18 protein-coding genes are annotated in these 19477 nt (G+C 53.4%); 5 read left to right on the top strand and 13 right to left on the bottom strand.

The genetic code is table 11. From position 1 onward, the window contains the following. Positions 1-118: 118 nt before the first annotated feature. Positions 119-1054, top strand: coding sequence for a LysR family transcriptional regulator (locus SK33_RS04530; RefSeq protein WP_003033937.1), 936 nt, complete (start codon positions 119-121; stop codon positions 1052-1054). On the opposite strand, the gene SK33_RS04525 is transcribed toward SK33_RS04530, so the two are convergent. Beyond that, positions 1026-1733, bottom strand: coding sequence for an aspartate/glutamate racemase (locus tag SK33_RS04525; RefSeq protein ID WP_032933518.1), 708 nt, complete (start codon positions 1731-1733; stop codon positions 1026-1028). The genes SK33_RS04530 and SK33_RS04525 overlap by 29 nt on opposite strands. Positions 1734-1874: 141 nt before the next feature. On the opposite strand from SK33_RS04525, the gene SK33_RS04520 reads away from it, so the two are divergent. After that, positions 1875-2201: a cupin domain-containing protein gene (locus SK33_RS04520; RefSeq protein ID WP_003033932.1), complete on the top strand. Its 327-nt coding sequence runs from the start codon at positions 1875-1877 to the stop codon at positions 2199-2201. A gap of 73 nt (positions 2202-2274) precedes the next feature. Here SK33_RS04520 and araE read toward each other — a convergent pair whose 3' ends face one another. The 5 genes from araE to SK33_RS04495 form a co-directional block, all read right to left on the bottom strand. Beyond that, on the bottom strand, positions 2275-3693 hold the full coding sequence (araE, locus tag SK33_RS04515; RefSeq protein ID WP_048218919.1) for an arabinose-proton symporter AraE: 1419 nt from the start codon (positions 3691-3693) through the stop codon (positions 2275-2277). Positions 3694-4008: 315 nt separating this feature from the next. After that, the gene (gene kduD / locus SK33_RS04510) at positions 4009-4770 is read right to left on the bottom strand and encodes a 2-dehydro-3-deoxy-D-gluconate 5-dehydrogenase KduD (RefSeq protein WP_003033923.1); all 762 of its coding nucleotides are present in this window, start codon (positions 4768-4770) and stop codon (positions 4009-4011) included. Between the two features lie 56 nt (positions 4771-4826). Continuing rightward, the gene (gene kduI, locus SK33_RS04505; protein ID WP_003840972.1) at positions 4827-5663 is read right to left on the bottom strand and encodes a 5-dehydro-4-deoxy-D-glucuronate isomerase; all 837 of its coding nucleotides are present in this window, start codon (positions 5661-5663) and stop codon (positions 4827-4829) included. Between the two features lie 471 nt (positions 5664-6134). Continuing rightward, complete coding sequence (locus tag SK33_RS04500; protein ID WP_003033912.1) at positions 6135-7313, bottom strand: acetyl-CoA C-acetyltransferase; 1179 nt, start codon at positions 7311-7313, stop codon at positions 6135-6137. 102 nt (positions 7314-7415) lie between these two features. After that, positions 7416-8300 carry a LysR family transcriptional regulator gene (locus SK33_RS04495; RefSeq protein ID WP_048218538.1) on the bottom strand — a complete coding sequence of 295 codons (885 nt, stop codon included), beginning with the start codon at positions 8298-8300 and terminating at the stop codon, positions 7416-7418. Between the two features lie 101 nt (positions 8301-8401). Between SK33_RS04495 and SK33_RS04490 the strand changes: the two genes are divergently transcribed. Further along, the gene (locus SK33_RS04490; RefSeq protein WP_003846445.1) at positions 8402-8857 is read left to right on the top strand and encodes a multidrug/biocide efflux PACE transporter; all 456 of its coding nucleotides are present in this window, start codon (positions 8402-8404) and stop codon (positions 8855-8857) included. Between the two features lie 142 nt (positions 8858-8999). Beyond that, positions 9000-10229 (top strand): amino acid permease, encoded by a 1230-nt coding sequence (locus SK33_RS04485; protein ID WP_048218539.1) that lies wholly within the window; start codon positions 9000-9002, stop codon positions 10227-10229. 52 nt (positions 10230-10281) lie between these two features. Here SK33_RS04485 and rcnR read toward each other — a convergent pair whose 3' ends face one another. Beyond that, positions 10282-10554, bottom strand: coding sequence for a Ni(II)/Co(II)-binding transcriptional repressor RcnR (gene rcnR, locus SK33_RS04480; RefSeq protein ID WP_003033900.1), 273 nt, complete (start codon positions 10552-10554; stop codon positions 10282-10284). A 120-nt stretch (positions 10555-10674) separates the two neighbouring features. Between rcnR and SK33_RS04475 the strand changes: the two genes are divergently transcribed. Continuing rightward, positions 10675-11574 carry a nickel/cobalt efflux protein RcnA gene (locus SK33_RS04475; RefSeq protein WP_048218540.1) on the top strand — a complete coding sequence of 300 codons (900 nt, stop codon included), beginning with the start codon at positions 10675-10677 and terminating at the stop codon, positions 11572-11574. A 44-nt stretch (positions 11575-11618) separates the two neighbouring features. On the opposite strand, the gene SK33_RS04470 is transcribed toward SK33_RS04475, so the two are convergent. The 6 genes from SK33_RS04470 to SK33_RS04445 form a co-directional block, all read right to left on the bottom strand. Then, positions 11619-13001, bottom strand: a complete 1383-nt coding sequence (locus SK33_RS04470) for an amidohydrolase family protein (RefSeq protein WP_048218541.1) — start codon at positions 12999-13001, stop codon at positions 11619-11621. 12 nt (positions 13002-13013) lie between these two features. Next, the gene (locus SK33_RS04465) at positions 13014-13964 is read right to left on the bottom strand and encodes a carbamate kinase family protein (RefSeq protein ID WP_046670326.1); all 951 of its coding nucleotides are present in this window, start codon (positions 13962-13964) and stop codon (positions 13014-13016) included. A gap of 26 nt (positions 13965-13990) precedes the next feature. Further along, positions 13991-15541: a hypothetical protein gene (locus SK33_RS04460; protein ID WP_003840986.1), complete on the bottom strand. Its 1551-nt coding sequence runs from the start codon at positions 15539-15541 to the stop codon at positions 13991-13993. 116 nt (positions 15542-15657) lie between these two features. Beyond that, on the bottom strand, positions 15658-17076 hold the full coding sequence (locus SK33_RS04455) for a DUF1116 domain-containing protein (protein WP_003033887.1): 1419 nt from the start codon (positions 17074-17076) through the stop codon (positions 15658-15660). After that, positions 17076-18623: an acyl-CoA synthetase FdrA gene (gene fdrA / locus SK33_RS04450; RefSeq protein WP_048218543.1), complete on the bottom strand. Its 1548-nt coding sequence runs from the start codon at positions 18621-18623 to the stop codon at positions 17076-17078. The genes SK33_RS04455 and fdrA overlap by 1 nt, the downstream gene beginning before the upstream one ends. Next, complete coding sequence (locus SK33_RS04445; RefSeq protein ID WP_048218544.1) at positions 18601-19389, bottom strand: DUF2877 domain-containing protein; 789 nt, start codon at positions 19387-19389, stop codon at positions 18601-18603. The genes fdrA and SK33_RS04445 overlap by 23 nt, the downstream gene beginning before the upstream one ends. Positions 19390-19477 lie beyond the last annotated feature (88 nt).

Below are 19477 nucleotides of genomic sequence, written 5' to 3'. Positions count from 1 at the left end.
GGTGTACTCCGGTATTGGCTTTTTTATGATTACGCCACAGCCCGAAAAGAATAAAAAATATCGTTTTATCGTGAGTCTATGCAAAAATGATATGGATTGGTTCATTCGAGGATTGCCCATGCCCGCCGTTAACCTGCGACACATCGAAATTTTTCACGCCATCATGACGGCAGGCAATCTGACGGAAGCCGCGCGCATGCTACATACCTCGCAGCCCACCGTCAGTCGGGAACTGGCCCGATTCGAGAAAGTACTGGGATTAACGCTGTTTGAACGCACGCGTGGCCGGCTGCACCCAACCGTGCAAGGGTTACGTCTGTTTGAAGAGGTGCAACGTTCGTGGTATGGCCTGGACAGAATTGTGAGCGCCGCCGAAAGCCTGCGCGAGTTCCGCCAGGGCGAATTGTCGATTGTTTGCCTGCCGGTATTCTCACAGTCCTTTTTACCGCCACTACTGCAGCCATTCCTCGCACGCTATCCGCAGGTCAATATTCAGATAGTGCCGCAGGAGTCACCGCTACTGGAAGAGTGGCTGTCAGCGCAGCGCCACGATCTGGGGTTAACGGAAACGCTGCATACGCCTGCCGGAACAAAACGCACCGAATTGCTGGCGCTGGATGAAGTGTGCGTGCTGCCCCAGGGGCATCCGCTGACTAAGAAAGCGGTGTTAACGCCGCAGGATTTTCAGGGAGAAAACTACATCAGCCTGTCACGGACCGACAGTTACCGTCAGCTACTGGATACCCTGTTTAATGAGCACCAGGTGAAGCGCCGTATGGTGATTGAAACCCATAGCGCCGCTTCAATTTGTGCAATGGTGCGGGCAGGCGTGGGGATCTCGGTGGTAAACCCACTGACCGCGCTGGATTACGCCAGTAGCGGGGTCGTCATCCGCCGCTTCAGTATTTCGGTACCCTTTACGGTCAGCCTGATTCACCCACTTCATCGCCCCGCCTCGGCGCTGGTTGATGCTTTTACGGCGCATCTGCAGGACCATCTACCAAGTCTTATTGACCCGCTGGAGGCTATTTTGCATCCACAACCGAAAGCATAAATGCCACCGCATCTTGCGCATGGATTGCCGCGGTGTCGAAAACCGGTAGTGGGCTTAGCTCGGCGGGAACCAGCAGACCAATCTCAGTACAGCCAAATATCACCCCTTGCGCCCCCTGTTTCGCCAGTTGGTCGATGACGCCCAGGTAATAATCGCGGGAAGCCTCGCTGAACTCACCGAGACACAGCTCATCGAAAATAATCTGGTTTATTTTCTGACGGTCATCAGCTTCAGGAATCAGCGTGCTAATGCCAAATTCAGTCTGTAAACGACCGCGGTAAAAATCCTGTTCCATGGTGTAGCGCGTACCCAGTAGCGCCACGTTGCTCATCTGCTGCTTTTGTATCGCCCGCCCCGTCGCATCAGCAATATGCAGGAACGGCACATCACAGGCGCTTTCAATCGCCTCAGCAACCTTGTGCATGGTGTTGGTACACAGCACAATCCCTTCCGCACCCGCCTGCTGTAACCCCAGCGCCGCCTGCGCCAGAATATCGCCTGCTTTATCCCACTCACCGCGACTCTGGCACAACTCAATCTCATGAAAATCCACGCTGTGAAGCAGGATCTGCGCAGAATGCAGGCCACCCAGACGCTGTTTTACCCCTTCATTAATGAGTCGATAATAAGGAATGGTAGATTCCCAGCTCATACCGCCTAACAGACCGATCGTTTTCATCATTTCCCCTGACTCGTTGTTGTCTCTCCAGTGAACCAAAGATGTGATCAACTTTCCACATCTGTTGGCGTGCATTTCTTTTTTTAATTTTCTGATATAGGTTTAATGAAACACTGTTTTAATTAATTACAGGAAGGCCGGATGTTTATTTTTCATAAAGAGACCACGCTTGACGATCTGGGCAATGGCGTTACCCGGCGCATTCTTGCTCACGACGGTAACATGATGGCGGTTGAGGTGAACTTCGAGCAAGGCGCGATAGGCCCGATGCACAATCATCCGCACGAGCAGCTGACTTACGTGTTGTCCGGTGAGTTTGAATTTACCATCGGCGAAGAAAAGCATGTCGTTAGGGCGGGCGATACCCTGTATAAACAACCCAACATTATGCATGGCTGCGTCTGTTTAAAACCGGGAACGCTGCTGGATACCTTTACGCCCATACGCGAAGATTTTCTACACGGGTAAAGCGCTAAATAAAAAAGCCGGGTATCGCTTACCCGGCCTACATGAGATGTCATCCGACACTCCATCTCAACATTTACATCCCAATATCTCTTAACTTCTCACCTGCCATCAGCTTACGTTCGATATGCTCAAGCGTGACGTTTTTGGTTTCTGGAATCAGCCAGAACGTAATACCGATAAACACGACGTTCAGCGCAGTATATAGCCAGAACGTGCCGGCGGCGCCAATGCTATCGAGCAGCGTCAGGAACGTTGCGCCAATGATCATGTTCGACACCCAGTTGGTGGTGGTGGAGCAGGTAATACCAAAATCACGGCATTTCAGCGGCTGAATTTCCGAACACAGGATCCACACCACCGGCGCGGCGCTCATCGCATAGCCTGCAATACACATCATCGTCATGCCAACTGACAGCCAGGATAGTCCACTGGAAGCCGTGCCGTTATCAAACTGCATCAGGCAATATCCGAGCACCAGCGTCCCGATGGCCATTACGCTGAACCCAATTTTCAGCGCCGGTTTACGTCCTGCTTTGTCGACCGTGAAGACGGCAATAAAGGTAGCGAACATAAACGTTAAGCCAACCACCAGCGTGGCAATCATCTGCTGCTCTGTGGTGGTAAAACCCGCCATTTTGAAAATGCGCGGCGCGTAATACATGATGATGTTCATCCCGGTGAACTGCTGCATCGCCTGCAGTAACATCCCAAGAAAAACTGCGCGGCGCACGTTACGGTTAATTTTAAACAGCGCCCAACCACCCTGCTTCAGCTTCAAGCTTTCACGGATTTCGTTCAGCTCATCGCGGGCCTTTTCTGACGTATCGCGCAGCATGCGCAATACTTCTTCAGCTTCAATGTGGCGACCTTTTTCCGCCAGCCAGCGCGGGCTGTTGGGCAGGAACACAACCAGAATAATCAGCAATACAGCCGGAAGCGCCAGCACGCCCAGCATAGCGCGCCAGTTACCGCTGTAGCTGAACGCGGTATCAGACAAAAAGGCCAGAACGATGCCCAACGTCACCATCAGCTGATACATACTGATCATCTTGCCACGCACGTTTTCGCTTGCCATTTCAGAGAGATAGAGCGGTGCGGTGTAAGAGGCGATCCCCACCGCAACGCCCAGTACCACGCGGGCAAAAATGAGCATTTCTACGCTGGAGGCAAACGCCGAGCCCAGAGATCCGACGACGAAAAGGATCGCCCCCGCCATCAGACTGTATTTACGTCCCAGGCAGAATGACAGCCAACCGTTAAACAGCGCACCAATTGCCGCGCCCAGCATCATGCTGCTGACCACCCACTCCTGCAGGCGGCTGGTCAACACAAAGTGATCGGTGATGAAAGGCAACGCCCCGGCAATCACGCCAATATCCAGGCCGAATAACAACCCTGCGACAGCCGCAGAGATAGAAACAAACATATTCATACGTCGCGTATCGCGCACTGGGCGCGGTGCTAAAGCAGCATCATTATTTATTGAGACCATTTTTTCCTGCCAGATACAGAGTAACCATGCCATTGAAAGTAAGGGATCCCTTGCAGGAAGCGTCAGGCGGGAAACGGCAAAAACATGGATTAAATAGCTACACCACATCGTTATGTGATGGATATTCCAATTTTAAAATTTACCGACAATCACTCAATTAAATTTAATTAATTGATATTAAAGAATATTAAAAATAATAAATTGATACACATGAAATTTAATATGGAATAATTTATAACCACAATATGGATTTTAATGATTCAAAAGTAAAAAAAACCCTGCCATTTAGCAGGGTTTGTTGGCTCTGGAAAGCAATTAACGCGCCAGCCAGCCGCCGTCTACCGCAACGGTATAGCCGTTGATATAGTCAGATGCGCTGGACGCCAGGAACACGACAGGACCCATCAGGTCGCTCGGCAGACCCCAACGCCCCGCCGGAATACGATCGAGGATTTCTGCGCTACGCTGCTCATCAGCACGCAGCTGTTGAGTGTTATTCGTCGCCATGTAACCCGGTGCAATCGCGTTGACGTTGATGTTATGTTTTGCCCACTCGTTCGCCATCAGACGGGTAACACCCATTACGCCGCTTTTAGACGCGGTGTAAGACGGCACGCGGATCCCGCCCTGGAAGGAAAGCATAGAGGCGATGTTGATAATTTTACCGCCGTTACCCTGGGCGATAAAGTGCTTCGCCGCGGCCTGAGACATAAAGAACACGCTCTTAATGTTCAGGTTCATCACGTCATCCCAGTCTTTTTCGCTGAAATCGATCGCATCGTCACGACGGATAAGACCCGCGTTGTTGACCAGAATATCGATATGGCCGAATTCTGCCACTGCGCGCTCCAGCAGCGCCGGAATACCGTCGATTTGACGCAGATCGGCGGTCAGGCTTAAAAAACGGCGGCCCAGTGCGGTCACACGTTCGATGGTTTCTGTCGGTTCAACAATGTTGATACCGACGATATCGCAGCCCGCTTCCGCCAGGCCCAGCGCCATACCCTGACCCAGACCGGTGTCACAACCGGTCACAACGGCGACTTTACCTTCAAGAGAGAATGCATTCAAAATCATTGTAAATCCTTAATTTTTATAATGCCCGCCGCAGCAGGCACGGCTGTCGCCCGCAACTAGCGCAGATCTTTTACTGCAACATGGTCCATATCATCAAAGACCTGGTTTTCGCCTACCATGCCCCAAATGAACGTATACGCTTTTGTACCGACACCGGAGTGAATAGACCAGCTTGGAGAAATCACCGCCTGCTCGTTGTGCATCACAATATGACGCGTTTCCTGAGGCTGCCCCATCATGTGGAAGACGCAGGTATCTTCTTCCATATTGAAGTAGAAATAGACTTCCATACGACGTTCATGGGTATGACACGGCATGGTGTTCCACAGGTTACCCGGTGCCAGTTCAGTCAGACCCATGCTCAACTGGCAGGTTTCCAGAACATCCGGCACAAAGTATTTGTTGATGGTACGACGGTTACTGGTGAGGTTATCGCCCAGCGTCACTGGCGCAACGTCTGCAGGCGTGACTTTCTTAGTTGGGTAAGTCGTGTGGGCCGGCGCGCAGTTGTAGTAAAACTTCGCCGGTTTTGTCGTATCAATACTGGCGAATACCACTTCTTTTGCCCCTTTTCCGACGTACAGCGCGTCGCGATGGCCAATTTCATAGCACTGGCCGTCAACGGTAATCGTGCCCGGGCCGCCGATATTGATCACACCCAGCTCACGACGTTCGAGGAAATAGGTTACGCCCAGCTGTTTGCCGACTTCGCCACCCACAGAGACGGTTTTGGCTACTGGCATAATGCCGCCAACAATGATGCGGTCGATGTGGCTGTAGACCATGGTGTATTCATCTGCGACAAACACTTCTTCGACCAAAAACTCATTACGCAGCCCCTGAGTGTCCAGGGTTTTCGCATGCGCACTATGGATGCTTTGTCTTACGTCCACATTTACCTCCAGTGATAAATTGACCGTGAATGCTTAAACGAATAGCAAAACGCTGTTCCGTTTTATCTTATGCACTCATGATATTCCTCCCTGAATGTGTTTTCAATTATAAATAAAACGATGTTTCACTTTTTTCGCATCTTATTATCAAAAGTGTAAGTGCGATCACGCTAGCGCGTATGAATAGCGAAATGGACCTTAATAAAATGATTGAATAACAATACGATAAATTTATTTATTCATTAGGGGCGGGGATAAAAAATGGAAAATTCAGCCGCGATGATCAGTCGAAAAGACACCTTTTCTAACAAAGTGCGCAGTTAATCACATGAAATGAAACAATGTTTTGATAAGTTGACTGTGTTTAGAGTGTATGTTTCTGTAACTGGCCTTGCCCTCCTGCTGGAGGGCTTTTTTACAGGTGCAGGGAAAACACGTAGAAAGGCGTTTAAGACGGTAAATGTAAGATCGTTAATCTCGTTCGATAGCGAGCGCCACACCCTGACCACCACCGATACACAGCGTTGCCAGGCCCTTATGCGCCCGACGCTTCACCATTTCATGCACCAGCGAAACCAGAATTCGGCAGCCAGACGCACCAATCGGATGACCGAGCGCAATGGCTCCGCCGTTAACATTCACCCGCCGTTCATCCCACTCCAGCATTTTCCCAACGGATAATGCCTGCGCGGCGAAGGCCTCATTAGCTTCGATAAGATCAACATCAGCCAGTTGCCAGCCCACACGCTCAAGGCAGCGGCGGGTCGCATACACTGGCGCAATCCCCATGAGCGCAGGGTCGACCCCGACGCTGGCAAAGGCGCGAATACGGGCCAGTACAGGTAAGTTCAACTCTTGCGCCTTGGCCTCGCTCATCATCATCACCGCAGCGGCGCCGTCATTGATGGATGACGCGTTACCTGCCGTTACCGAACCGAGCCTGTCAAAGGTAGGATCCAGACGCGCCAGCCCTTCGGCGCTGGCATCGGTACGCGGCTGCTCGTCGGTATCCACCACCAATGATTGCCCATTACGCTGTGTTACCACCGGCACGATTTCATCTTTAAAGCGTCCAGCATCAATTGCCATCCGCGCTTTGTGCTGCGAGTGCAGCGCGTAGGCATCCTGCAATTCGCGGCTAATGCCGTATTCTCGCGCCAGGTTTTCCGCGGTAACGCCCATGTGATAATCGTTGAAGGCATCCCACAGACCGTCATGTACCAGGCTGTCGACCAGTTGGCTGTTCCCCAGCTGTGCGCCGGTGCGGCTATCGGTAAGGACATGCGGGGCACGGCTCATATTCTCTTGCCCGCCCGCAATCACAATGTCGGCTTCGCCGCACTGGATAGCCTGGGTCGCCAGATGCAGCGCTTTCAGGCCCGAACCGCAGACATCGTTAATGGTGATGGCGGAAACGGTATTGGGTAGCCCACCATTGATGGCAGACTGACGCGCCGGATTCTGCCCGGCACCTGCGGTAAGCACCTGACCGAGGATCACTTCATCCACAGCATGAACGTCCACGCCCGTGCGTTCCAGTAACGCCCTGACCACCATGCTGCCTAATTCAACGGCAGAGTGGCGCGCCAGCGTCCCCTGGAAGCAGCCAATCGGTGTCCGTAACGCCCCGACTATCACAACCTCTTTCATCACCACCTCAGCGCAAAATAACACCGCAATAGTAGATGATTGTTAAAAAGAGTTATCAAGGTTGTTTAAAAACGGTGATTTTTATCACAAAGGAAATTCGTATCATTTATTGGTCATCTGAACGCCACTCTGCTGTAAATGGTCGCGCAGCCAACTTCCCGCCACGCCAGGCGGTGATTTCTTATTCCACAACAGATCGATAGAGATAGCCTTTGGCCAGCCGGGCAGCTTTAATTGAACCAATGGTTTTTCTGCCGCAAACTCCTCCACCAGCGCACACGGGAGCGCGCACCAGCCGAATCTCTGAACAGCCATACTTAGCAATAACAGGTAGTTAGGAGCCGACCAGACGGGACCGCGCGCCACGTTAGTCCCGCTTTCCAGATAGGTATTCAAACGCAACTCGCGCCAGGTGTGTAGCTGCTCCCACTGCAGTTTTTCTTGAGCCGCCAACGGATGCGATGCCGCCACGTATAATCCCATCCAGGTTTGCATCGGCAGACGCGTAACGCCCATGTCGGTCGGGTAATCCTCCCGCGCTTCGATCAACCCCACCTGAGCACGTCCTTTTTGCAGCAGATCGATCACGTCCTCGTCTTCGCCAATCAGACATTCAAACTCGGTATGGGGAAACTTGCGATCAAACTGCACCATCAACTCTTCCAGCACATCCGGATGCAGCGTGTCTGACAACACGAAGGTCAGACGCGCTTCCGTTTCACCCGACAGCGAAATCGCCGCTTCATCCAGTCGTTCGCTGGCCGTCAGAATCGCCTGCACATAACCCAGCACCCGCTTACCTTCTTCGGTCAGCGTTGGCTGGCGTGATGAACGGTCAAACAGCGCAAAACCAAGGTCGGCTTCCAGATGCGCAATGGCCGTACTGATAGTGGACTGGCTTTTACGCAGCCGACGAGCCGCAGCAGAAAATGAGCCGCAGGAAACGGTCTCTACAAATGCCGTTAACGCTTCAGGAGAGTAACGCATGAACTATCTACTTTATCGATGGATACTATCTTTTAGATATCACATTAAACGATAAAATTGCCACCATTCCGTTATCCGGGCATCAAAGAAGGTTTTAGGTTATGCAACACGATACAGTCCAACGCCGCTCGTTAGTAGAGCGTATTTTTCATGCCGTCTGCTTTGAAGGCATTGCCACCGCTGTTCTCGCACCAACCACCGCATGGTTGATGCAGCGCTCGGTGCTGGAAATGGGCGGACTGACCATTCTTCTCGCCACTACAGCGATGATCTGGAATATCATTTATAACGCCCTGTTTGACCGTCTGTGGCCGTCGCACCTGGTAAAACGTACGGCGAAAGTGCGAGCATTTCACGCCTTAGGTTTTGAGAGCGGTTTTATTGTGATCGGGGTGAGCATCGTGGCGTATGTGCTGAACGTCAGCCTGCTTCAGGCATTCACGCTGGAAATAGGTTTCTTCCTGTTCTTCCTGCCGTATACCATGTTCTATAACTGGGCTTATGACACGTTACGCGAGCGTGTTATGAAGCGCCGCCAGCAGCGCGTTACTGCCTGATTATTCAAACAATAGTCGGAATTTTCTCGGTTCCGGCTATTCATCCATTCACCAGCCCGCTTGTTCACATCTCCCCCAGCCCCTGCCATTTGTGGTAAATTGCGCTTCTTTTTGTTTATTTTATAGTTGATACGTTCAAATAATGTCGAAATTTTGGTCAAAAGAAGAGACTCTCTGGAGCTTCGCACTATATGGGACTGCCGTCGGCGCAGGAACCCTCTTCCTCCCCATACAGCTGGGTTCTGCAGGTGCGGTGGTACTGTTTATCACCGCTCTCGTCGCCTGGCCTTTAACCTACTGGCCGCACAAGGCACTGTGCCAGTTTATCCTGTCTTCAAAAACGTCGGCTGGTGAGGGGATCACTGGCGCGGTTACACACTACTACGGCAAGAAGATTGGCAGCCTGATCACCACCCTCTATTTTATTGCCTTCTTTGTGGTGGTGCTGATCTACGCCGTGGCGATAACCAACTCACTCACTGAACAGCTGGCAAAACATATCACTATCGACCTGCGGATCCGCATGCTGGTCAGTCTGGGCGTGGTACTGGTGCTGAATTTAATTTTTCTGATGGGTCGACAAGCCACCATCCGGGTCATGGGCTTTTTGGTATTCCCGCTCATCGCGTACTTTTTGTTCCTTTCGCTCTACCTGACCGGAAGCTGGCAGCCAACGCTACTCACCGGCCAGATGTCTGTCGATCAGCACACGCTTCATCAGGTTTGGATATCTATTCCCGTGATGGTTTTCGCTTTTAGCCATACGCCAATTATCTCTACGTTCGCCATCGACAGAAGAGAGAAATACGGCGAGCAGGCCATGGGTAAATGCAAAAAAATCATGAAGGTAGCCTACGTTATCATCTGCCTGAGCGTACTGTTTTTCGTCTTCAGCTGTTTGCTTTCGATTCCGACAAACTATATCGAGGATGCAAAAAATGAAGGTGTGACCATTCTTTCCGCGCTGTCGATGATGCCTAACGCACCGGCATGGCTGTCGATTTCCGGGATCATCGTTGCCGTCGTAGCGATGTCAAAATCGTTCCTTGGCACCTACTTTGGCGTGATTGAAGGGGCAACGGAGGTAGTAAAAACATCGTTGCATCAGGTGGGTGTGAAGAAAAGCCGGGCCTTTAACCGCGCTTTGTCCATCATGCTGGTCTCGGCTATCACGTTTATCATCTGCTGCATTAATCCTAATGCTATTTCAATGATTTACGCGATTAGTGGGCCGCTGATTGCCATGATTCTGTTTATCATGCCGACATTGTCTACCTATCTGATCCCGGCGCTGAAGCCGTACCGTTCAGTGGGTAATCTGATCACCCTGATTGTCGGTCTGCTGTGCGTATCTGTGATGTTTTTTGGCTAGAACGTGTTGCTTAACGGCTCATTCCATCACGTGGATGAGCCGTTAAACTGGCTTATTTGATGTACGAATCCAGTACTTTCAGAATCACATCCAAATCTTCTTCGCGCTTAATTTCATCGCCCTGATGCACAATGTGCTCGGTCAGATGACCTTTAATCACTTCGCGCATTAATCCATTTACCGCCCCGCGGATCGCCGCTATTTGCTGCAATACCGCCGCGCATTCATGCGGTTCATCCAGCATGGTTTTCAACGCCGCTACCTGCCCCTGAATCTTGCTGGTTCGGGCTTTCAGCTTTTGTTTGTCGCGGATCGTATGTGACATAACTTTACCTTTTTAACGTCTGGCTATAGGGACAATACCATCGACATTCTACTGGGGGGTAGTATTTGATACTGGGGGGGAGTAGAATCAGGCGAAATTAAACAACTAAGAATCATTCTCATGGGTGAGTTTTCTACGCTTCTTCAGCAAGGCAACGCCTGGTTTTTCATTCCCAGCGCGATTCTATTAGGTGTGTTGCACGGTCTGGAACCAGGGCATTCCAAGACGATGATGGCGGCCTTTATTATTGCTATTAAGGGGACCATCAAACAGGCGGTGATGCTGGGACTGGCAGCGACGCTGTCGCATACCGCCGTAGTATGGCTGATTGCGCTCGGTGGGATGTATATCAGCAAAGCGTTTACCGCCCAGGCCGTTGAGCCATGGCTGCAATTTGTCTCGGCGATAATTATTCTCGGGACCGCATTCTGGATGTTCTGGCGAACCTGGCAGGGAGAGCAGAACTGGCTGGCCCAGACGCATCACGACCACGATCACGGGCATCACCACCACCATGATCATGACGACCATCACCACCATCATCATGACCACGATGACGATCATCACCATCATCATCACGAACACGAGCATAATCACGACCATGGCGCACTGGCCGGACTCACCGAAGGCTCAAAAGAATATCAGGATGCCCACGAACGGGCGCATGCCACCGATATTCAGCGCCGCTTTGCGGGCAAAGAGGTCACCAACGGCCAAATATTACTGTTCGGTCTGACCGGCGGGCTGATCCCGTGCCCAGCTGCCATTACGGTGCTGCTGATATGCATCCAGCTCAAAGCCTTCACGCTGGGCGCCACCATGGTGCTGTGCTTCAGCCTCGGGCTGGCGCTGACACTGGTAACGGTGGGCGTGGGTGCGGCAATCAGCGTGCAGCAGGCGGCCAAGCGTTGGAGCGGATTTAACACACTGGCACGCAAAGCGCCCTATTTTTCCAGCGTGCTCATTGCAATGGTCGGCTTATATATGGGGATTCACGGCTATATGGGGATCGTCGGTTAATATATGGGAGCGCAGCAGCGATAGCCGCTGCGCGGAAAACCAAGCTAGCTTGCGACATTCCCCCACACCAGTTGGCCTTTGTGGAAGGTCGCAGTGCGTGGGGAGATTCGCGCGACCGCTTCCGCTGAGCATGAGGCATCTACCAGCACAAAGCTGGCTTCATCCTGCGCTTTCGGCCAGACGCGCTCACCTTTATCGTTAAGCGGCAGCACATCACCGGTAGCGAGGAACAGCGCCCGCGACAGATTAAGTTCATTCGGGCGAATATAGAGCTGCGCGTACAGATTCGCCTTCTCCAGCATGTCTCCCAGCCCGTACGGCGACCAGTGGTCAATCACGCTGTCGGTTCCGGTAATCACTTCCACACCTTTGTCACGCAGCTGCTTGAGCGGCATGTGCATCGTGCCAATCGGCACCGTCGAGGCAATGGTAATCTGCTGCGCCGCCATGCGGGTTGCGAGTTCATCCACCTGCTGTTCGTTCAGCGTAGACAGCGCAAACGCGTGGCTGATGGTCAGTTTGCCCTTTAACTGCGGCGTTTTCTCCACCGTTTCTACCATGTAATTCACCGCCGCCACGCCCGCCGGACTGGTTTCATGCAGATGGATATCCACGCCTTTGTTGTAATCGAGCGCAATCTGGAACATGGTGTCGAGGGATTTTTCCATCGCCCCATCCACGCTGGTTGGGTCCAGACCGCCGACATAATGCGCTCCCGCCTGCATCGCTTCACGCATTAGCGGTTCAGATTTTGATAACAGCAGACCATGCTGTGGAAATGCCACAATTTCACAGGCAAAACCCGGCTGGCGACGCGCCAGCACCGCCTGCAGGTTCTCCAGGTTTTTCAGTCCGGAAACCGGTTCTATGTTGCAGTGGCTGCGGGCAATCGAGGTACCTTTTGATTGCAGCAGATCGATCAGCTTTTCCGCGCGCTCCTGGGTGTAAGGCTGGAGTTCAGGCAGCAGCTTTTGTTCCAGGCGGATCATATCCTGAATGGTGGTGCCCGCCGGACGGTTCAGCGAACGCCAGGGACCGCCGTAAAAGGTTTTATCCAGATGGATATGCATGTCGCGCATGGCGGGCAGCATCAGCTTTCCACCCGCATCGTAGTGCGGCAGCGTCGCATCAGGATGCTGCTTATTCTCGCGCAGCGCAACTATTTTCCCGTCCTGGATTTCAACGGTTTGCAGCGCGGTACGGGTGTGCACCACCACTGAGTTTTCGTAATCAAACCCCGCTTCCAGCAGGACGTTATCCAGGTAATAGTGCTTATCGTTAATCGTCATTGTGCTCTTCGACCCGCAGGTGTTCCCGACAGGATTAGCAGCATACGCGACCGGGGCGACTGCGCCAAACAGCGCGGCGGCAGTGACCATTTTTCCGCTCTGGCTTAAAAATTCACGGCGGCTGTTACTTTCCTTCATTCGCATCTCCTCTCAGGAATGGACAATATGGGTGCCCGTTTCGCCGCGCAGTGCGGCGGGCAGGCATTCCGGCGTGGTGATGATCACTCGTTTACCGCCACGCTCCAGAAACGCCAGGCTGGCAACAATCTTGGGTAACATGCTGCCCGGCGGGAAATGTCCCTCCTGCATGTAACGGGTCATCGTGGCGACATCCACCGTATCCAGCGCCTGCTGGTTAGGTTTGCCAAAATGAATACAGACCTGCTCGACGCCGGTGGTGATCACCAGAATGTCGGCGCGGATCTCCTGTGCCAGCAACGCCGTGGAGAGATCTTTATCAATCACCGCATCCACGCTCTGGTAATCCCCCTGATCGCTACGCACCACCGGGATGCCACCACCACCCGCACCAATCACCACGAACCCCTGCTGAGTCAGCGTTTTGATCGCCTCTGCTTCAACAATACGTTTTGGTTCAGGGGAAGCCACAACCCGGCGGTAGCCGCGTCCCGAATCCTCAACAAAGCGCCAGCCTGGATTGACCCGCAGCAACTCATCGCGCTGCGCTGCGCTAAAGAACGCCCCGATAGGCTTGGTCGGATTAGCAAAGCCCGGATCGTTTTTGTCGACCTCCACCTGCGTGACTACCGTGACTGCCTTCTGCTCGCCGCGCCGCGCCAGACGGTTGTTCAGCGCCTGTTGGATCAAATAGCCGATGCCCCCCTGCGTATCGGCGACGCAGTTTGCCAGCGGGGTAAGCGGCAACCCTTCACGCTCGTGCGCGATTTCCGCACGTCGGAGATCCAGCCCCACCTGCGGCCCGTTACCGTGCGTCAGCACAATGTTGTAGTCCGATGCCAACATCTCCAGCACCGTATCCGCCACCGCCTTCACCGCTTCAGCCTGGTGCTCAATCGACTGGCTGGCGTTATCTTTGATAATGCTGTTGCCGCCAATGGCAACGACCACAAGTTCTTTCATAGTGTTATCTTCCGCTTACAGGCGATTCAGGTCGTTTTCGTCGGTTCCTGCTCAGGCGCAGTCACCGCTTCACGGCTATCCAGAACATGCTTGAGGACAAACATGCCGCTCATCATCAGGTAGGCCACAACAAACATCATCGAGCTGCCCTCAGCAAAGCCAACTGCCGGGGAGTGGATCACGCCAAACAGCGATAACAGTGCCCCAAAGGCTGCGGCAATCGCCCCGCGCAGCGGCTTATTCATAATGGCGAAGATAGCGACGCAGCCCCACAGCATGCTGGCCAGCGGCGCGCCGCTTCCCAGATGCACCAGTCCGTCGTAATAGACACCTTTGCTGTGCAGTAAGTCGCTACCCAGTTTCCCCGCAGATGTTCCGGCGGCGCCCATCACGCTGTTAACGATGGTCAATGCCCAGTTAGCGATCCACGGGAACAGGCAGATGAAGATGACAGGAACCTCGACTTTGGGCGTTTCTCGCACCACCTGGTTGGCGGTCACCACGCCGATAAACACCAGAATCGGCACTATCGCAGTCATCGGAATAATGGCGAGCATAAACGCGCCCAGGCCAAACAGCGGTACCAGGAACATGGTGATGCCTGAAGCGAGGGTATAGCCGATGCTGGCGCCCATCGCTTTCCAGCCCGCATGCCCAACATATACGGTCACCGGGAACGGGTTGCCCAGCATGCAGCCGAGCATGGAGGCAAAGCCGTTCGCCATCATCACCTTACGGGTGTTGTACTCATCCCCCGCCGCGTGTGCACTTTCAATGTTCTCAAGGTCGAAAATGTAGTTCGCCAGACCCAGAGGAACCGCAGAAGCCAGATACGGCAGTGCATGCGGCAAACCTTGCAAGAAGCTGTCGACATGAATTTCCGGCGGGTTGAAGCCAAAGGAAGACATCGACGCTTTAATGGCTTCCGGGCTTTGTAAACCGGAGATCCACGCCAGGGCCGTACCGGCAATCAGCAGCAGCAAACCGGTAGGAATGCGGGCAAAAATCGGCTTCTTACCGAACCAGTTAATGAAGATCAGCAACAGGACGATGAAAGAGACGGTCGGCGCTTCGAATGCCTGCAGCATCGGGTTCATCGCCAGCAGCAACAGTCCCAGGCCGGACAGACAAGAAAGCAGTACCGTACGTGGAATCATCTTGCGGATGGTCTCGCCCAGGAAGGAGCCGCCGACCAGGATCAACGCTTCGACAAAGCACCACACCAGGGCTATCTGGATAGCAAAGTTGGCATCTTTGGTTTGCTGATAAACCGGCATCAGTACCAGGAAGGTTACGGTAAAGATTGACGGTGCGCTCGGTCCGGACGGCAGCGCCGTCACGTCTTTACGCCCGGTGTGTTTTGCCATCTGCAGGCCAAACCAGGCGTAGCAGACGCTGGCTACCAGCACCGCCAGACCAAAGGCAGGCGCAATGCGACCATAGACAATTTCAGTAGGGATCCCGACGACAAAAATGAGCAGCCCCATCATTGTCAGCAGGTTAGTCAGGTTGTTGGTCATCAGCCCAAAGTAAGCTGCCCAGTCACCACGTTTCCATTCTAGTTTTATGCTGTTCATGGAATATCCTTAACAGGTTAAGCATCGTTTGCGATCGCGGAGATCGCCCAGCCCTGCAGGTAAGCAACGTTTTTCGCTTCGCTACTGTGGGCTAACCGCGTTAGCCCCGATTGTTGTTATTGGCAGTAGCGGTCGCGCCAGTTGAGGATCGCCTTTTCAAAACAGGCGAACGGCGGGTGGACTATTCCGGCGCCGATCATGCCGATCCCCGCATCTTTGTGCGCAATGGCGGTGTTAATCACTGGCAGAATGCCGGTGCTGCCCACGCGCGTAATATCGATAGCAGTCGGTACGCCCATAAAACCCAGCAGCGGAATGGTGACGTTGGGGTTTTCGCCGAGAGTGATTTCACGCATCTGGCGCGAGAAATCAACGGCCTCTTCGACCGTACCACCCACCAGTGCCACGATGGCCGGTGCCGTCGCCATGGCGAAACCGCCAATGCCGTAGGTTTCGGTGATCGCGCTATCGCCAATATCACGTCCGGAATCTTCCGGCTTGTAGCCTGCAAACATCGGGCCAATCACCTGCTGCGCCGGACCGGTAAACCACTGACCCGGTAAGCCGCTGATGCGCAGACCGAACTCAACACCGTTTCGCGCCATCGTCGTCACCACGGTGCTGTATTCAATGCCGTGGGCGGCGTCCATTGCGGCTTTACACATCGCCATCCAGGTCGGCCCGGAGAAGTAATCGCTGCTGAGGACGAACTCGAACACCTCACGCTGCTGCTCAACCGGATAACCGGTCTGAATAATCCATGGCGTCAGCGCCTGAATCAGCAGCGCCGTCCCGGCGTTGTTACGGTTATGGCACTCATCGCCCATGTGTAGCGCCTGCGCCAACATCAGGCGCAGATCGATTTCGCCCGCCAGCTTCATGGCATCGCGCAGCATCGGTCCCAGCACATCACGCATCCAGTTCAGACGATCAATAACGCTCTGATCGTTCGCGCCCATACGCAGGATCTTCGCCATCTGCTCGCTCATATTGGTATATGCGCGGTTGCCGTAGGTTTTGTTCTCAACGATGTGCATAAACATCGACGCAGAGGTCACACCCGCCATCGAGCCAACGCAGTCATGCTCGTGACATGGTGAGAAGATAATTTCACCCGAGGCGGCCAGTTCGGCAGCTTCATCCAGATCTTTCGCCAGTCCTTCAAACACCAGCGCCCCGGTGACCGCGCCCTTCATTGCACCGCACATTTTTTCCCAGCGGATCGGCGGCCCGGCGTGCAGGATGGTGTTACGGGTCATACCCGGCACGACATTGATTGCCTGGTCATAACCAATCAGCACCGGATGCGACTGGATAATACGTTCCAGCGCCTGCTGGTTAGCGGCAGCGATTTTGTCTGCCAGCGGCGAATCGGCAATCTCGTCCAGTGCAGCAACCACCTGCATGTTGCCCTGACCCGGCGGCGTCCAGTCGAGCTGGGTCACGGGAACGTTCTGCTTTTTCAGGTCATCGCTGAACATCGCGATACCGACGTTAATCACGTTCAGTGGCTGGTTAAACAGTGTCTGGCTCATCAGGCTTCCTCCCCTTTACAGATAAATTCACGCGCCAGCAATCCGGTGTTGGTGCTACTGCTCGCCCAGATAACGCCCGCATCAGTCAGCATCTGACATTGTTTTTCCAGCGACGGCGTATCAAGATCGGTCCCCAGCACATAGCCGAGGATCTCAAGCGGACGACCGTCTGCGGCGGCGATCGCTTTGGCTTCAACGATCGCGTCGAGCATCACGCCAACCGGATCTTCATGCGATCCAAAACCAAGGACGAAGTCCATCACGATCACGCCGACTTCAGGATCGCGCGCTTCCTGCAACAGACGACTAATGCGGTTGGTGGGATCGATCATCGGGTGCGGTTTACCGTTGGTAAAATCGTCATCACCGAAATCGAGGAAGGTATGCGCCACGCTGCGGTTGAGATCTTGCAGGCGGAACGCCGGGTCCGGATGAATGTTGCTGTAAACTTCGGCATGTTTTTCCATGGCAGCAAACATCGCCTCATCGCACAACGTGCCACCGCAGAACAAGCCACGGATGTACTTTTGTTGCGGGGTCAGACGGGCGCGAACCTCTTCAATCAGCGGCCAGTTGAGCGGATGCAGATCCAGGCTCTCTTTTTTCACGCCGGTCAGCAGTACCGCTTTCAACGCCGCCTCTTTAGTACCGCGGGCAAACTGCAGGCCTTTTTCATCCGCAGGCGCGGCTTCACGTCCGAGGAAACACACCACCACGGGCTTATGACAGGCGCGCGCACGTTCCAGCACCTTGCGCGCCACCGCTGGCGCAGGAGGTTTGGAGATAAGCGCGATGATCTCAGTTTGCGGATCGGCCTCCAGCATGCCAATCGCGTCAAGCATCATCAGGCCGCCAATCTTCTCACTCAGATCGCGTCCACCGGTGCCAATCAGTTGGGAAATTCCGCCGCCAAACTCGTGAATGCGTACGCTCAGCTCCTGGCTACCGGTACCGGACGCACCAATAATTCCGATGTTGCCGCGACGCACTGCGTTGCCAAAACACAGCGCCGCGCCGTTAATGATGGCGGTTCCGCAGTCTGGCCCCATCATCAACAGCCCTTTTTCGTGCGCCAGTTGCTTAAGCGTCAGCTCGTCTTCAAGAGAGACGTTGTCAGAGAACAACATCACGTTGAGGTTATTTTGCAGCGCCTGACGCGCTTCACGCGCGGCAAACAGGCCGTTGACCGAGATCACCGCCAGGTTGCTGTCGGGAACGTGCTTCTTCGCGCTGGCCAGCGTGGCATAGCGCGCTTCGTGCTGGCCACCCTGCTCTTTATGCGTAAACAGATCGTCAATCGCCACCAGCGTTTGCGCGTTTGCTTCGTCGCTCGCGCCTTTAATGACAATCATCAGATCGCCACTCTTCGCATCTTCCAGTTCAGGCGTGAGCAGGCCGAGATTCTTCAGCACGCCCTTATTCATTTCTGTCGCCATAGCCACGAACGCCTGCTCAACACCATCGAGCTTATTTGCGCGCGTGGAGATAGACATCAGTGAGACAGAATCAAAATACGTGTTCTTTTTAACAACTATCCTGATCGACATAATTCCCTCCGGACCTGTAGCTCAGGGCGCAGGCATCCGCCATGCCATACAGCATGTCGCAGCCAGAACTTGAGCCAATATTTTTAATGTCAGTAATATATTGTGTAGAAACGGGTTGTTGCTCAGCAATAATATGGTTGAGCAGCCGTCCAACGCTTTCCCGATAACGCTGATGAAAAGCTTCCTCTAACGTTATTTTGCTAAGTAGCGTCGTATTATTTCCGGCACATTGTAAAGCTGCTAAAAAATCTTCACGATATTTCCTCAACGGATGTCCGGGAATAAATAGAATAGTGCTTAGGCCCACTAAATAATCATCCGATGAGGGCGTCAGACCAATCCCCAAACCAATTAAATGACTGACCGCTGTAGAGATATTTTCTCCTGTACGCAACGCCGTCAGTAATGTTTGTCGGCGGTTGTGTAATTGACGGGTGATTTCCTGAAAAAACGGATTGTCACCCTGATACAGAAATAATGTGTCGTCGCTTCTTAGCTGTTGGCGGATAACCTCTTCCCAATGCTGCCAGCCGACTGTGGCAAGACTTGCTGCATCAGATGTCCACCGTGGTATTCGCCACAGCAGGCAACCGGCGGTTTCTATCCATTTATCATTGCCAACAACTATTCCCGACCCGCTAAAATTGACCAGCTCACCGGAGTGAAACAGGTCTTCACAATGCGTCAGCGCCAGCCGACAGCTGTTAGGTGCGTTATCACAATCTTCACTCAGTAACGTCAGCAGCCGCTGCTGTTCAGGTATCAACAGGTTTACCGCGTGGGAAAAAACCTGTTCAACCCGTCCCGTTCCCCGGAAAGTGAGAAACGCGCTGTCTGCGGTTAGCGCCCGTACG

The organism is Citrobacter sp. MGH103, from assembly GCF_001034475.2.
Classification (GTDB): Bacteria; Pseudomonadota; Gammaproteobacteria; order Enterobacterales; family Enterobacteriaceae; genus Citrobacter; species Citrobacter freundii.
The sequence above is the reverse complement of the archived record's forward strand: the minus strand, read 5'-3'. Positions and strand labels throughout refer to the sequence as shown.

Bases quoted from the DNA above. Each gene is read 5' to 3' on its own strand.
- SK33_RS04455 (WP_003033887.1), bottom strand. From the start codon at position 17,076: ATGAGCCAGACACTGTTTAACCAGCCACTGAACGTGATTAACGTCGGT.
- rcnR (WP_003033900.1), bottom strand. From the start codon at position 10,554: ATGTCACATACGATCCGCGACAAACAAAAGCTGAAAGCCCGAACCAGC.
- kduD (WP_003033923.1), bottom strand. From the start codon at position 4,770: ATGATTTTGAATGCATTCTCTCTTGAAGGTAAAGTCGCCGTTGTGACC.
- SK33_RS04525 (WP_032933518.1), bottom strand. From the start codon at position 1,733: ATGAAAACGATCGGTCTGTTAGGCGGTATGAGCTGGGAATCTACCATT.
- SK33_RS04490 (WP_003846445.1), top strand. From the start codon at position 8,402: ATGCAACACGATACAGTCCAACGCCGCTCGTTAGTAGAGCGTATTTTT.
- araE (WP_048218919.1), bottom strand. From the start codon at position 3,693: ATGGTCTCAATAAATAATGATGCTGCTTTAGCACCGCGCCCAGTGCGC.
- SK33_RS04500 (WP_003033912.1), bottom strand. From the start codon at position 7,313: ATGAAAGAGGTTGTGATAGTCGGGGCGTTACGGACACCGATTGGCTGC.
- SK33_RS04485 (WP_048218539.1), top strand. From the start codon at position 9,000: ATGTCGAAATTTTGGTCAAAAGAAGAGACTCTCTGGAGCTTCGCACTA.
- SK33_RS04530 (WP_003033937.1), top strand. From the start codon at position 119: ATGCCCGCCGTTAACCTGCGACACATCGAAATTTTTCACGCCATCATG.
- SK33_RS04460 (WP_003840986.1), bottom strand. From the start codon at position 15,541: ATGAACAGCATAAAACTAGAATGGAAACGTGGTGACTGGGCAGCTTAC.
- SK33_RS04520 (WP_003033932.1), top strand. From the start codon at position 1,875: ATGTTTATTTTTCATAAAGAGACCACGCTTGACGATCTGGGCAATGGC.
- SK33_RS04470 (WP_048218541.1), bottom strand. From the start codon at position 13,001: ATGAAGGAAAGTAACAGCCGCCGTGAATTTTTAAGCCAGAGCGGAAAA.
- fdrA (WP_048218543.1), bottom strand. From the start codon at position 18,623: ATGTCGATCAGGATAGTTGTTAAAAAGAACACGTATTTTGATTCTGTC.
- SK33_RS04475 (WP_048218540.1), top strand. From the start codon at position 10,675: ATGGGTGAGTTTTCTACGCTTCTTCAGCAAGGCAACGCCTGGTTTTTC.
- SK33_RS04465 (WP_046670326.1), bottom strand. From the start codon at position 13,964: ATGAAAGAACTTGTGGTCGTTGCCATTGGCGGCAACAGCATTATCAAA.
- SK33_RS04495 (WP_048218538.1), bottom strand. From the start codon at position 8,300: ATGCGTTACTCTCCTGAAGCGTTAACGGCATTTGTAGAGACCGTTTCC.